The sequence below is a fragment of the Dyadobacter sp. NIV53 genome, from assembly GCF_019711195.1.
GTDB lineage: Bacteria > Bacteroidota > Bacteroidia > Cytophagales > Spirosomataceae > Dyadobacter.
The window spans coordinates 1501567-1515811 of the sequence record NZ_CP081299.1 but is presented as its reverse complement, the minus strand read 5'-3'; the positions used below and the strand labels follow the sequence as shown (position 1 = coordinate 1515811).

Here is a 14245-nt window from a genome sequence, read left to right as displayed (position 1 = left end):
TCATTGATACAAAAAATACATGAGTAATTTAAAAGAAATAAAAAAGCGGCGCACATTCGCAATCATCAGTCACCCGGATGCCGGAAAGACTACGCTAACTGAAAAATTGCTGCTTTTTGGAGGTGCAATTCAAACAGCTGGTGCAGTAAAATCTAATAAAATTAAAAAGACTGCTACTTCCGACTTCATGGAAATCGAGAAGCAACGGGGAATTTCTGTTGCTACATCAGTCATGACTTTTGAATACAATGACTTGCTGATCAATATTTTAGATACACCTGGTCACAAGGACTTTGCAGAAGATACCTACAGGACACTTACGGCTGTGGATAGTGTTATTCTGGTAATCGACTGCGTAAAAGGAGTTGAGGAACAAACAGAAAGATTGATGGAAGTTTGCCGGATGCGCAATACTCCGGTTATCGTTTTTGTGAATAAACTGGATAGGGAAGGGCGTAATCCATTCGAATTGCTGGACGAGCTTGAAACGAAACTAGGAATCCGTGTGCGGCCGTTAACCTGGCCGATTAATATGGGAATGGAGTTTAAAGGAGTGTACAGTTTGTATGAACAAATGTTATATTTCTTTAAGATCAATAAAACCAAAATTGAAAGGAACGTTGCCAAAGTAAATCTGGAAGATGAAAATCTGGCTGATCTGGTTGGAGAACGTGATGCAAAACAACTGATTGAGGATGTTGAACTGGTAGAAGGCGTTTACGATCCGTTTTCGGAAGAAGCATATCATAAAGGTGAACTTGCTCCGGTCTTTTTTGGTAGTGCCATCAACAATTTTGGTATAAAAGAGTTATTGGATACTTTTTGCCAGATATCTCCATTTCCTCAGCCACGTCCAACAGACGTTCGCGAAGTAGAACCAACAGAACCTAAGTTTACAGGTTTTGTATTCAAAATACACGCCAATCTTGACCCTCGTCACCGTGACAGGATCGCATTTTTAAGAATTTGCTCAGGAAAATTTGAACGGGGTAAATTCTATAAACACGTCCGTTTGAATAAGGATGTTCGTTTTTCGAGTCCTTTTACCTTTATGGCATCTGACAAAAGTGTTATGGATGAAGGTTTCCCGGGAGATGTTGTAGGGCTTTATGATACCGGTACTTTTAAAATCGGAGATACGCTCACAGAAGGCGAAAAACTGCAATTCTCAGGTATTCCAAGTTTTTCTCCGGAGATTTTTAAAGAGCTGATTAATCTTGACCCGATGAAATCCAAACAATTGGAAAAAGGTATTCAACAGCTTACAGATGAAGGTGTTGCGCAGCTATTTGCATTGGATCTGGGGAACCGGAAAATTGTTGGAACAGTAGGAGAACTTCAATTTGATGTAATTCAGTATCGTTTGGAACATGAATATGGCGCTAAATGCCGCTGGGTTCCAATGAATACAATACGTGCCTGCTGGTTGACAGCGGACGATAAAGCGACAATGGACCAGTTTATTCGTTTGAAGGGAAATCAGATTGCTTATGATAAAGACCGCAATCCGGTATTTTTAGCAGAATCTGAATGGATGATCCGAATGAACAGAGAAAATAATCCAGCAATCCATTTCCATTTTACTTCTGAATTCAAAACGGAAGTAGCTTTTTAAGGAAGTTGAAAGTTCAGAGTTCAAGGTTCAAATATGTCGCTGAACTTTAAACTCTGAACTCTTGACGTTGAACTTAGTTTCTTGCTCCGCCGCCACGGTTATTACGGCGTGCTTCCATCATTGCTTTGTATTTTTCCTGTTGTTCCGGAGTTAATACTTTGGATAGCTCTGTATTAAATGCTTCCATGGACTCCCTCATTTTTGACCTGTCCGCATTGGCTGAACTTCTCATTTCCTCCATTTGTTTAGCCCGGCCCAGATGTAGCGTGTAAATCTGTTTTTGCTGGTCTGCCGAAAGCTTTAAGCTGTCAGTCATTATTTTAGTCTGATTTTCGGCTCTTTTTTCAGCGGAAATATTATTATCTGGACGCTGAGCAATAGCGGAAAAACTAGCAAATGCCAATAGCATGGCAATCAATCCTTTTCTCATGGTTTTGTAGTTTTTAAAGTACCATGCTTAGAGACAGATGATCTGTGAAGGTTTAATCCCAAACTTTATTTTAATGGTCTTTTAATATCAGGTATTTTTTAGCAGCGACTGTACCAGTGTTTGCCATTCTTCTTTCAGGGAACCTTTAAATACTTCGGCGCCCGCACGTCTGTACCAGTAGCCTGCATTCCATGTATCGCCTTCTACCCGATGCAGATAGGCGTGCAAGTGATCGTAAGCACGGGTGCCTTCGCTGCTCTGGGCAATATTATGAGCTGCTTCCCAATCCCCATTTGCATCATACCAAAGTGCCTGCAATAAGACAGAAATATGATCAGGCGGGGAGGATTGAGTCAAAGATTCAGTGAATTGTTCGTAAGTCATCTTGTTCAGTTTAGAGTTTTGGATCTTTAATAATGTTGGTACAAGATGCGAAAAAGCGAATGAACATAAAAATTCCCTGCGCAAATTGTATTGTTTCCCAGAATGCTTTTCAGCTTTCGGCATTTAGTTATTTTAACCCGTATATTGTGTAATAGAATTAATACTAAACAAACCTTATGCTTAAACAAATATCAACGTTAGTAGCTGTACTTGCAATGAGTGTAATATGCAAGGCACAGGAGACTTTCCCCAGAAACGGCGCCTATGACGAAAGGGCCGGACGTTATGCATTTACCAACGCCAACATTGTTGTTGATTCGAAGACAACTATTTCAAATGGGACTTTGCTTATTGAGAATGGAATCATTAAGGAAGTAAATAAGTCAGTAAAAATTCCTTCCGGAACGACAATTGTAGATCTGAAAGGAAAATATATATATCCTTCGCTCATTGATCTGGATTCTGATTACGGAATGCCGGAAGTGAAAATTGAAAGACGGGCTGGAGGACGACAAACACCGCAATTGGAATCCAATAAAAAAGGTGCCTTTGGATGGAACCAGGCAATTCAGCCCGAAACAGATGCGGGTCAGCTTTTTATTCCTGATGTAAAAAAGGCAGTGGATCTGCGCAAAATAGGATTTGGAACCGTACTCGCTCACGCACACGATGGGATTGTAAGAGGAAGCGGAGCTGTTCTGACACTTACTGACGAATCTGCAAATAAGGCTTTACTGAATGGAAAAGCCTCTGCACATTTCTCATTTAGCAAAGGAACTTCCGCCCAAACCTACCCTTCATCTGTGATGGGAGTTGTTGCCTTGTTGCGCCAGAATTATTATGATGCTGACTGGTATGCTAAAAGTGGTAAAAATCTGGAAATGAACTTGTCACTGGAAGTATTTAACCAGCTTAAAACATTGCCTTCTTTTTTTGAAACCAATGATAAATACAGTTTGATACGAGCGGATAAAATCGGAGACGAATTTGGTATTCAGTACATTATCAAAGGTGGTGGAGATGAATATCAGCGTTTAAACGAAATAAAAGCTACCAAAGCGACTTTGATTCTTCCTCTTGTTTTTCCGGAAGCTTATGATGTGGCTGATCCATGGGATGCTGATCTGATCAGTATGGCGCAATTGAAACATTGGGAACTGGCTCCAAAAAATACAGCTGAAGTTGCAAAAGCAGCAATTCCATTTACACTGACAACGGCCGGGTTAAAAAATAAAGCGGACTTCTGGAAAAATATCAGAACAGCTATAGAATATGGATTGCCAAAAGAAAAAGCATTGGAAGCACTGACAACGTTGCCTGCCAGTCTGATTAAAGCTGAAAACCAGGTGGGAAGTTTGAAGGCAGGTTTACTGGCTAACTTTTTGATTACTTCTGAGGATCTGTTCAGTAAGGATAATGTTATTTATGAAAACTGGATTCAGGGTAAAAAATTTATAATAGCACCATTGAATGCACCTGACCTTCGTGGTACTTATTCTTTACGACTCAATAACCAACCAACAGGAAAACTGCAAATTAGCGGTTCACCGGAAAAGCCTGAGTATAAAGTGATTTTGCAGGATACAATAAAAATCACTCCGAAAGCTATACTGACCAATGAGTTGCTAACCTTGACTTATCAACCAGACAAGAAAAAACAGGAGATTATTCGTCTTACTGGCTGGTTTGATAATGGTGGATTAGCAGGTGAAGGAGTGATGCCAAACGGATCTGTATTTTCATGGACTGCCACAGTTTCGGAGCCGTTCAAAGCAGTTGCAGTTAAGGATTCGAGCACCACTGCACCAAAGGAAACGGGTAAAGTCGTATATCCTTTTGTCGGTTTTGGAAATGAAGAGTTACCTAAGCCCGAAACCATTTTGATTAAAAATGCCACCGTCTGGACAAATGAAAAGGATGGTATTTTACAGAATACGGATGTACTGGTACAAAACGGGAAAATCGCAAAACTTGGAAAATTGCTGACAGTACCTACAGGAGCCCGAACTATTGACGGAACAGGTAAACATCTTACGAGCGGTATTATTGATGAGCATTCACATATTGCGTTGTTTACCATCAACGAAGGAGGGCAAACGAGTTCTGCCGAAGTAAGAATGAGCGATGTGATCAATCCGGATGATATTAATATTTACCGTCAGTTGGCAGGCGGTGTAACGACTTCCCATTTATTACACGGTTCTGCTAATGCAATCGGAGGGCAAAGTGCTCTGATCAAGCTGAAATGGGGAGCCAGCCAGTCTGAAATGTTGATACCAGAAGTAAAAACCATCAAGTTTGCCCTTGGAGAAAACGTAAAACAATCCAATTGGGGAGATGTGGCAAGAGTCCGTTTTCCACAAACCAGAATGGGGGTGGAGCAGGTTTATTATGATCATTTTATCAGAGCCAGGGAATACGCGCAAAGCTGGAAAACTTACAACTCCAACGTTAAGAAAGCATCGATAAATGCACCAAGAAGAGATCTTGAGCTGGATGCTCTGGCAGAAATCCTCGCGAATGAAAGATCTATAACCTGTCATTCCTATGTGCAGTCGGAGATCAATATGCTGATGTCCGTTGCGGATTCACTGAAATTCAGGATTAATACTTTTACACATATTCTGGAAGGGTATAAACTTGCTGATAAAATGGCTAAAAGAGGAATTGGCGGTTCGACTTTTGCGGACTGGTGGGCATATAAAATGGAGGTAAAAGAAGCTATTCCTTACAATGCAGCACTGATGTTCCATGAAGGAGTTACGGTAGCAATCAATTCGGATGATGCTGAAATGGCTCGCAGGCTAAATCAGGAAGCTGCCAAAACAGTAGCGTATGGTGGTGTTCCGGAGGAAGATGCATGGAAAATGGTAACCCTTAATCCAGCCAAATTGCTTCATGTAGATGACAAATTGGGAAGTGTAAAACCGGGTAAAGATGCTGAGCTGGTATTATGGAATGCCAATCCTCTTTCTGTTTATGCGCGTCCTGAGTTTACGATGATAGAAGGAACTGTGTATTTTGACCGCAAAAAAGATGAGGATAAGCAAAAATCCATGATCATTGAACGCGAAAAATTAATTCAGAAAATGCTGAGTGACAAAGCAGAAGGTAAACCAACACAAAAACCTCAGACTACACAACCGAAAATGTGGCATTGTGAGGATATTGTAGGAATACATACTGAACACGAAGCGGGAAATTAATTTTCAGTTTTGCAATAAATTTCAAATCAGTCTCAGATGAAAGTAGAAAAATATAAAATAATAAACGGGATAATACATCTTGTCGTAATTCTAGCATGTTGTTTACAAAATATTCAGGCACAAAATCCTGCCCCGGCTTTACCTCAGACCAAACCGATTGTATTAACAGGAGCAACAATTCATACCGGAAATGGCCAGGTTATTGAAAATGGCATTTTGGGTTTTGATAAAGGAATTATTACAATGGTTCTTCCAGGTGATCAAGTCGGTAGTATATGGGGAAAGGGAGATTTAGAAATTATTGATGTCAAAGGCAAGCACATTTTTCCAGGCCTGATTTCCTTGAATACAACTGTGGGCCTTCAGGAAATCGCATCAGTAAGAGCAACGCTGGATTATGCGGAAGTAGGACAAATTAATCCGCATGTGCGTGCATTGGTAGCTTATAATACAGATTCAGAGGTAATTCCGACTTTAAGAGGGAATGGGATTTTACTTTCTCAGGCAGTTCCGCAAGGGGGACAATCTCTGGTTCTTCATCCGTTTTTTATACAGATGGCTGGAATTGGGAAGATGCAGTTTTGAAAAAGGATGATGGGATCTGGATGACATGGCCGGCATTTTTAGCCAGCAGCTTTAATTATGATGATTTCACCGTTTCTGTAAAAAGAAATGAAAAACGCCAGGAGATTCTTGATGAATTTCGTTCCACATTTTCTGATGCGAAAGCTTATAGGGAAGGAAATAATCCTGCTATCAAAAATCTGCGTTTGGAAGCAATGAAACCATTGTTTGAAGGTACAGCGAATTTGTATGTTCGTGCTGATTACGCGAAGGATATCGTTGAAGCAATCAAGTTTGTTAAGGAATTTGGAGTGAAAAAGTTGGTCATTGTCGGCGGGGATGAATCCTATAAAGTTGCATCGGTTTTGAAAGAGAATCAGGTGCCGGTAATTCTTAATCAAACACACCGGTTGCCAAACGGTGTGGATGAAAATGTTTATTTACCTTACGAATTACCCGGAATATTATATAAAGCAGGTGTGAAAGTAGCTGTAACTTATTCAGACGAATGGTGGAGAACACGGAATCTGGCATTTTTGGCCGGTACTTCCTCCGGTTTTGGTAATGTTACTTCCGACGAGGCATTACAATTTATTACCAAAAATGCAGCTGAAATTGCAGGAATTAGTAATCAGGTCGGAACGTTGGAAAAAGGTAAACAAGCCTCTTTTATAGTTTCAGACGGAGACGTACTGGATATGCGTGGCAACGTTGTTCAGATGGTATTTATCAAAGGTGGGAAAGTGAATCTGGATGATAAACAAAAACGCCTTTATGAGAAGTATAAGGTAAAATATGGGAAGAAGTAGAAGAGTAAGTAGAATTACCGAAAAAGCCTGTCAGCAATCCTGTCAGGCTTTTTCAGTAATTATGAAATCTAATCTATTTGTTAGAAATTTATTTAATTACTATCTTTTAAATATATCTCCTTTTGTCTTGTCGACTATAATCACAAAATACTGAATTGATTCAAAGAAGTCAGCCCTAAATTGCACCTCAGTCCTCCTGTATTAAATAAATCCCTTCTTCAGCGATGCGAATTGTCCCACTTTTGTATAAACCGCCAATTGCTTTTTTGAAAACTTTCTTGCTTACTTCGAGACGTTTGTAAATTTCTTCGGGTGAACTGTGATCTGATAAATTTAGAAATCCGTCTCCTTTTTTTAATTCATCCAGAATTTGCTGGGCAGCAGGTTCAATTTGTTCAACACTTGATTTCTGCAGACTGATATCAAGTTTGTTTTCAGGCCTGATTTTCTTGATATATCCTTTGGGGGCATCACCTACTTTCAGGTCTTTAAAAACTTCATTGGCGTAAATAAGGCCTTTATGGTATTGATTTACAATGGCATTGTAACCCAAATCCGTTTTTTGCCAGATCAAAAGATCAACCTGGTCACCTTCCTTTACAGTAAGCCTTTCATTTTCAAGAAAACGGTCAATTTTGGTTGATGCAATTAAACGGGAAGATTTCTGATCAAGATATAGGAAAACGACATGCCATTCACCAATTTCCATTGGAACGCTCTGCTCACGAAATGGGACAAAAAGATCTTTAATGAGTCCCCAATCTAAAAAGGCACCGTGTTCGGAAACATCCTTTACCTGCAAAAAGGCAAATTCATTGCGGATAATCTTGGGTGTTTCAGTGGTGGCTACCGGGCGATCTTCTGAATCGAGATACACAAACACTTTAATAGTGTCTTCGACTTTCATCTCGTCCGTCAGATACTGATTGGGTAAAAGAACCTCTTCTCCTTCTACATCGCTCAGGTACATTCCTACGCTGGTCACCCTTTCAATGGTGAGGGTATTGTATTTTCCTATAAAAAGCATGCTCTATTCTGCTATGTTGTGCTGCAAAGGTAGCAGTTTACAAGCAGAATCACTTCCTGCTAACCTGAATGTATTGTCCTGATATAGCTTTACACTAAAGCAGAAAAGGATGAAAACAAATGGGAAGAAAGTTACGGTCAAAAATCGAAAACCTTACGAGCGTTTAAGCGAGAGGGAAAAAAGGAAGATTGTCCATGAAGTAAATTCGGGATTAATTGGTCAGAGAGCTTGTGCAAAAAAATACGGTCTGAGTCGAAACACTCTTAGTGCATGGATAACTGATTTTTCTTCGTTTAATATAAAGCCACAGGAGGTGGCAGAAGAGGCCATCAGCGATATGACTGAAAGTTCAAAGACAAGGATTCTTGCCAAACAGGTGCAGGATTTAACGAAGCAACTTGAAAAAGCTAACCTTAAAATTAGCGGATTGCAGACCATGATCGAAGTCAGCGAACAAGAACTTCACATTAAGATCAGAAAAAAGCCTGGTACCAGACAGTAAAGAAAATGAGACAGAAACATCCACAGGAAAGCCTTGGAAGTCTCTGTGAACTGTTTGGTGTTACACGTCAGGCTTACTACGATGCAGCAGCGCATGAAAAGAAAACATCCATAGCTCACATGCTGGTTTTGACGTTAGTCAGAGAGTACCGGATCGATATTCCACTGATGGGAACCAGAAAACTACTTTTTCTATTAATGCCTGACTTGGAGCAACACGGTATTAAAATTGGAAGAGATCAGTTGTTCGAATTGTTGCGATTTCATGGCCTCTTAATCCGCAGAAGGAGGCGGTTTGTAAAGACAACAGATTCCCATCACTGGTTAAAAAAGTACCCTAATTTGATTAAAGGGCTGGAAGTAACCGGAGCGAATCAACTGTGGGTGAGCGATATAACATATATCAGAACCTTGGAGGGATTTAGTTACCTAAGTCTAATAACAGATGCATTTTCAAGGAAAATTGTAGGATACTGTCTTTATCATACCTTAGAAGCAGTGGGCTGTGTTAACGCTTTAAAGATGGCTGTTGAGGGATTAAAACGTGATTCACCATATTTCCTGATCCACCATTCCGACAGAGGAATACAGTATTGCTCAGCAGAATATGTGAAGATTTTAGAGGATGAAAATATTGCAATCAGTATGACTCAAAGTGGTAGTCCCTATGACAATGCACTTGCAGAACGGGTAAACGGAATTATAAAGAATGAATTTTATCCAAAACGGATTTACCAAAATCATAAAGAAGCATTGAAGGCTATCACAAAGATTATTCAGATTTATAACAGCAAACGGCCCCACGCAAGTATCGATTACTTAACACCTGACCAGGCGCATGCTCATGAAGGGTTATTATCAAAGCGTTGGAAACGATACCATCGAAAAAAGAAAAGTCCATCTGAGCCTATCGAAGTATGATATGGCAGTTCGATCTCCACATTGTTTCTTATAACCCCCATTTTAATGAGGGGGGATTACAAGAAATAATGTTCAAAGCCAGTAGCAAATTACAGCCGCAAAATTTAGATTAGAAAAAGGCTTATACTATACTTGTAAAGTAATTCCAGTATTAAGAAAATCAGGTGTAAGCTAATTGCAGTATTAACAAAAAAGAAACGTAAAGTTTAATCAGGACTATCACAAAAAACTGTAAGGTTTTTTCAGGACGATACAGAACATGCTATTGTAATGTATTGCTCAGTCTTTTCAGTTCAATTTCTGCAGCTTTTGCAGCGTAGTTGATATTGATCATTCGGTAACCGGCATCTTCAAAACTTCTTTGTGCTTCACGGACATCAATAATAGTGGCCTGGATCAATTGAAAGCGCTGTAATGTCAGGTCTAAAAGTTGCTTGCTTAATTTGTAATTTTCTTTTTGAACTTCAAGTTGCTGCAAAGAACTTACGTAAGTCTGGTACATTTTAACCACACCTGCAGTGTAATCCCGCACAATTGTATTTTTCTGAATCTCCGCATTTGTTGAATTGATCTCTGCTACTTGTTTCTGGCGTCTGAAAACTGTGCCGTTGTAAATTGGAAGTGCAACAGTTACGTTTGCATTAGGCCCGGCTGTACGGTTCAACAGTGTAAGTCCGGCTGCACTCTGGTTACGGGTAAAATTGTAAGCAGTATTGAGCCGCACTGTAGGATAACGTAATGCAGCCGTTTCTTTAATTATTAGCTGATTGATCCTTATCTGGTGATCCGCAGCTTTCACATCCGCATTTACCATAATTCTTTCGAGTATTGGATCCAGCTGTAGATTCAGGTCAACCGTGATAGTATCGCGGATAGCCAGTGTAGTTTTTGTGTCCAGCGTCAGGAGGCGTAACAGTTCAGTTTTTGCTATTGCTGCTGTCATCTGCTGATCTTGCAAAGTCTGGTTTAAAGTATTTACATCTATTTGCGCCTGAAAAATATCTGCATTATTTGCCATACCAGCCGCTTTTCGTACCTGAAGTATCTCAAGCCGCTTTTCAGATGCCAATATAGATGTTCTTAAAGTGTTGACATAACTCAATTGTCTTACAACATCATAATAACTGGTCATTACGGCTGCTATTGTGTTCTGGATCTGAGAATTAAGTAATTCACTACTTTGATATTGCAGTTCTCCCAGCCGTTTTTTAGTAGCAACCACACGATTACCATTATATAAAAGAATACCGGCTGTTAAGGCAGCCTGAGTATTATTACCAACAGCACTGTTCCGGTTAATTTCAACGCCGGTGTTCAGCTTTTGTTTTACACTCGTAATTTGCTCAGTGTTAGATAAACTACCCGCGATCACCGGAAGGCCTCCTGCTATACCATAATTATTGAATAGCGTATTGGCCTGAACATTATTTTTAGCTATTTGTATTTCATAACTATTCTTTAAAGCCGTCGCAACTGCTTCATCGAGTGATAGTCTCAGGCTATCCTGACAAAATGCCTGACTTGTAATAAGCAACAGAAGCAATATTATTTTAAACGTGTAATTCAAAATCGGGAACGGGTTCATGCAATAAAACAATGTTTTGAATATTAATTTATTTTCAGTTAGGAATAGACTTTTACGCAACGCTTAGATAGCCATCTCTCTTTCTTTCGCCTCTTTGGCTTCTTCTGCCAATTTTTCCTCCGGTGACTTTTTATTTTTCCTTGGCGAAATAAATGTGTAAATGGCCGGGATAACGAAAAGTGTCAATATTAACGAAAAGGTCAATCCGCCAACAATAACTACACCCAATGGAACACGGCTTGTGGCAGCTGCACCAAGGCTTAACGCAATAGGCAAAGCTCCGAAAGCAGTTGCAAGGCTTGTCATCAGGATCGGACGCAAACGTTGTGTTGCTGATTCGACAACTGCATCAATACGTCTCATGCCGGTTGCCCTTTTCTGATTGGCAAATTCCACAATTAAAATACCATTTTTGGTTACTAGGCCAATCAGCATGATCATCCCGATTTGCGAGAAAATGTTAATGGTAAGCCCAAATATATACAGACTTAAAAGCGCTCCTGCCAAAGCAAGCGGCACCGTGATCATGATAATGAACGGATCTGTAAAACTTTCGAACTGACCAGCTAATACCAGATAAACCAATAATAAAGCAAGTCCAAATGCAAAACTGGTATTGGAAGAACTTTCCTCAAAATCGCGGGATGGCCCGGTCAGGGAGGTCTGGAAACTTTCGTCCAGCAATTTTGAAGCAATCCTGCGCATGGCAGCTACTCCGTCACCCACCGTTTTACCATCAACTAATGAAGCAGAAACAGTCGCACTTTTGTAACGGTTATAGTGATAAAGGGTAGGAGGGCCACTTTCTTCTACCATATTGACAACGGCAGTCAGCGGAATATTTTCTCCACGGGTATTTCTTACATACAGTTTTTCTATATCAGCCGGTTTATCCCTTTCTGATCGCTCAACTTGTCCGATAACCTGATATTGCTGACCATTCATGATAAAATAAGCCAGCCTTCTCCCACTGAATGCTGACTGTATCGCAGCAGCCACATCACTTGTAGAAAGGCCAAGATCTCTTGCTTTCAGGCGGTCAATCGTAAGACGGACTTCCGGTTTATTAAATTTTAGGTTTACATCTACATTTTGGAACGTTGGATCTTTTCGTGCTTCTTCTAGAAACTTTGGAAGTACTTCTGAGATTTTAGCAAAATCAAGATTCTGCAAAATAAACTGAACCGGTAAGCCACCCCTTGAACCTTGCCCTACTGCAATAGTTTGTTCCTGCGTAGCGAAAATCCGGGCATCATTGAAGTATGGCAGCTTTTTATTGATAGCCATTGCGATTTCGTTCTGGCTCCGTTTTCTTTCTCCGGCAGGTACGAGTCCAACCCTTCCCATTCCACTATTTACGGCTCCTGAACCGCCACCGCCACCTTGCGGAGTAGAAGAAAATGTAAAGGATTTTTCAGGAATAGAATCGTTAAGATAATCGACTACATCATCCGTTATTTTTTGCATCTGGTCATAACTGGTTCCTTCCGGTGCAGTCATACTCAGACGAACCGTATTCCGGTCCTCCATCGGGGCAAGCTCACTTTGAAGGTTCGTATAACAAAACCAGATCAAAACTCCGCAAGCCACTACAATTGCCCATGATGCATACCTTACCTTCATAAATGCCTTCAAAGTACGGTTGTAGCCGTTTTCCATTCCCGTGAAGAATGGTTCAGTTTTGTTATAAAACCAGCCGTGTCCTGCTTTTTTACGGTTCAGGACGACGTTCAGCACAGGAGTGATTGTAAGCGAAACAAATGCCGAGATCAAAACCGCCGAAGCTACTACAATGCCAAATTCACGGAACAAACTTCCCACAAAACCTTCCAGGAAAATTACCGGTAAAAATACCACTGCCAGTGTAAGGGAAGTCGATATTACTGCGAAGAAAATTTCCTTACTTCCTTCCAGTGCGGCCATCCGGATCGGAAGGCCTTCTTCAAGCTTTCGGAAAATGTTTTCGGTGACCACAATACCATCATCCACCACAAGTCCCGTAGCAAGTACAATTCCAAGCAGTGTAAGAATATTGATTGAAAAACCACATATATACATGACAAAAAATGTTGCCACCAATGAGATAGGAATATCTATGAGCGGGCGGACTGCCACCAGGAAATTTCGGAAAAAGAACAAAATTACGAGTACTACCAATGCGAAAGCGATCAAAAGTGTTTCTTCCACTTCTTCAATCGACTGTCGGACCAACCTCGTATTGTCAATTAATACATTGAACGTAATATCTGATTTATTGGATTTCTGGATTTCAGCAAGACGTTTATTGAATTCATCAGAAATATCAACGTAATTGGCTCCCGGCTGAGGTATTACTGCAAGGCCTACTGCTAATACTCCATTGTATTTCCAGCTCTGTTCTTCGTTTTCCGGGCCCAATTCTACTTTGGCAACATTGGCCAGGCGAACTATTCCGGTACTGTCATTTTTAATAATCAGGTCGCTGAACTCCTTTTCATTCGTAAGACGACCCATTGTCCGGATCGTTAATTCCGTATTGTTACCATAAATCTTACCTGCCGGGAGTTCCACATTTTCGGCACTCAGCGTATTACTGATATCGTTAAAGGAAACGCCATAAGCACTCATTTTATCAGGATCAAGCCAAATGCGCATTGCATAACGTTTCTGGCCAAAAATATTAATGGCACTTACTCCGTCAATTGTCTGCAGGCTTTGCTGCAAAACGTTTTCAGCGTATTCGCTCAATTCCAGAATCCCTTTGGAAGGACTTTGTACAGCAAGTAATAAAATAAAGTCACTGTTGGCATCGGCTTTGCTTACAACTGGCGGCGCATCAATATCCTGGGGAAGATTACGCTGTGCCTGGCTCACTTTATCGCGTACATCATTTGCAGCAGCTTCAAGATCCGATTCCAGATTAAATTCTACTGTGATATTACTTGTACCGATCTGGCTTGATGAGCTGATACTTTTGATACCGGGAATACCATTGATGCTTTTTTCAAGCGGTTCGGTGATCTGGCTTTCAATAATGTCGGCATTAGCACCAACATAACTTGTGCGCACATTCACGATCGGAGGATCAATGGCCGGATAATCGCGCAGGGAAAGGAAGTTATAACCCACCACACCAAACAAAATGATGAGCAGGTTCATTACTACGGCTAATACGGGCCGGTTGAGAGATAATTCTGAAATATTCATAAGTTGATTTAATAGAA

The 14245-nt window shown here is 40.5% G+C and carries 11 protein-coding genes; 6 read left to right on the top strand and 5 right to left on the bottom strand.

Translation table 11 applies throughout. The features are described 5' to 3' along the window. Positions 1-19 precede the first annotated feature (19 nt). A complete protein-coding gene (locus KZC02_RS06035) occupies positions 20-1615 on the top strand; it encodes a peptide chain release factor 3 (protein ID WP_221393284.1) in 1596 nt (531 codons plus the stop codon). A gap of 73 nt (positions 1616-1688) precedes the next feature. On the opposite strand, the gene KZC02_RS06030 is transcribed toward KZC02_RS06035, so the two are convergent. After that, positions 1689-2045 (bottom strand): hypothetical protein, encoded by a 357-nt coding sequence (locus KZC02_RS06030; RefSeq protein WP_221393283.1) that lies wholly within the window; start codon positions 2043-2045, stop codon positions 1689-1691. Positions 2046-2132: 87 nt separating this feature from the next. Beyond that, positions 2133-2429, bottom strand: a complete 297-nt coding sequence (locus KZC02_RS06025) for a hypothetical protein (protein WP_221393282.1) — start codon at positions 2427-2429, stop codon at positions 2133-2135. Between the two features lie 176 nt (positions 2430-2605). On the opposite strand from KZC02_RS06025, the gene KZC02_RS06020 reads away from it, so the two are divergent. The 3 genes from KZC02_RS06020 to KZC02_RS32825 are packed head-to-tail and all read left to right on the top strand — an operon-like array spanning position 2606 to position 7008. Then, positions 2606-5635: an amidohydrolase family protein gene (locus KZC02_RS06020; protein ID WP_221393281.1), complete on the top strand. Its 3030-nt coding sequence runs from the start codon at positions 2606-2608 to the stop codon at positions 5633-5635. Positions 5636-5671: 36 nt separating this feature from the next. Continuing rightward, entirely contained in the window at positions 5672-6220 is a 549-nt protein-coding gene (locus KZC02_RS32830) for a hypothetical protein (protein WP_310590412.1), read from the top strand. Continuing rightward, complete coding sequence (locus KZC02_RS32825) at positions 6217-7008, top strand: amidohydrolase family protein (protein WP_310590411.1); 792 nt, start codon at positions 6217-6219, stop codon at positions 7006-7008. The genes KZC02_RS32830 and KZC02_RS32825 overlap by 4 nt, the downstream gene beginning before the upstream one ends. 187 nt (positions 7009-7195) lie before the next feature. Here KZC02_RS32825 and KZC02_RS06010 read toward each other — a convergent pair whose 3' ends face one another. After that, the gene (locus KZC02_RS06010; protein ID WP_221393280.1) at positions 7196-8035 is read right to left on the bottom strand and encodes a S1 RNA-binding domain-containing protein; all 840 of its coding nucleotides are present in this window, start codon (positions 8033-8035) and stop codon (positions 7196-7198) included. Between the two features lie 109 nt (positions 8036-8144). Here KZC02_RS06010 and KZC02_RS06005 point away from each other — a divergent pair, with 109 nt between their 5' ends. Together KZC02_RS06005 and KZC02_RS06000 are read left to right on the top strand one after the other, a co-directional pair. Further along, a complete protein-coding gene (locus KZC02_RS06005; RefSeq protein ID WP_221393279.1) occupies positions 8145-8537 on the top strand; it encodes a hypothetical protein in 393 nt (130 codons plus the stop codon). Positions 8538-8542: 5 nt separating this feature from the next. Next, positions 8543-9457, top strand: coding sequence for an IS3 family transposase (locus KZC02_RS06000; protein WP_221393278.1), 915 nt, complete (start codon positions 8543-8545; stop codon positions 9455-9457). Between the two features lie 262 nt (positions 9458-9719). Here the strand turns inward: KZC02_RS06000 and KZC02_RS05995 are convergent, their stop codons facing one another. Both KZC02_RS05995 and KZC02_RS05990 read right to left on the bottom strand, forming a co-directional pair. After that, positions 9720-10991, bottom strand: a complete 1272-nt coding sequence (locus KZC02_RS05995) for a TolC family protein (protein ID WP_229254012.1) — start codon at positions 10989-10991, stop codon at positions 9720-9722. 114 nt (positions 10992-11105) lie between these two features. Next, positions 11106-14228 (bottom strand): efflux RND transporter permease subunit, encoded by a 3123-nt coding sequence (locus KZC02_RS05990; RefSeq protein ID WP_221393276.1) that lies wholly within the window; start codon positions 14226-14228, stop codon positions 11106-11108. Between the last annotated feature and the right edge of the window lie 17 nt (positions 14229-14245).

Excerpts from the sequence above, each read along its gene's own strand:
- KZC02_RS06020 (WP_221393281.1), top strand. The coding sequence starts at position 2,606 with ATGCTTAAACAAATATCAACGTTAGTAGCTGTACTTGCAATGAGTGTA.
- KZC02_RS06030 (WP_221393283.1), bottom strand. The coding sequence starts at position 2,045 with ATGAGAAAAGGATTGATTGCCATGCTATTGGCATTTGCTAGTTTTTCC.
- KZC02_RS32830 (WP_310590412.1), top strand. The coding sequence starts at position 5,672 with ATGAAAGTAGAAAAATATAAAATAATAAACGGGATAATACATCTTGTC.
- KZC02_RS06005 (WP_221393279.1), top strand. The coding sequence starts at position 8,145 with ATGAAAACAAATGGGAAGAAAGTTACGGTCAAAAATCGAAAACCTTAC.
- KZC02_RS06000 (WP_221393278.1), top strand. The coding sequence starts at position 8,543 with ATGAGACAGAAACATCCACAGGAAAGCCTTGGAAGTCTCTGTGAACTG.
- KZC02_RS06010 (WP_221393280.1), bottom strand. The coding sequence starts at position 8,035 with ATGCTTTTTATAGGAAAATACAATACCCTCACCATTGAAAGGGTGACC.
- KZC02_RS06025 (WP_221393282.1), bottom strand. The coding sequence starts at position 2,429 with ATGACTTACGAACAATTCACTGAATCTTTGACTCAATCCTCCCCGCCT.
- KZC02_RS05990 (WP_221393276.1), bottom strand. The coding sequence starts at position 14,228 with ATGAATATTTCAGAATTATCTCTCAACCGGCCCGTATTAGCCGTAGTA.
- KZC02_RS06035 (WP_221393284.1), top strand. The coding sequence starts at position 20 with ATGAGTAATTTAAAAGAAATAAAAAAGCGGCGCACATTCGCAATCATC.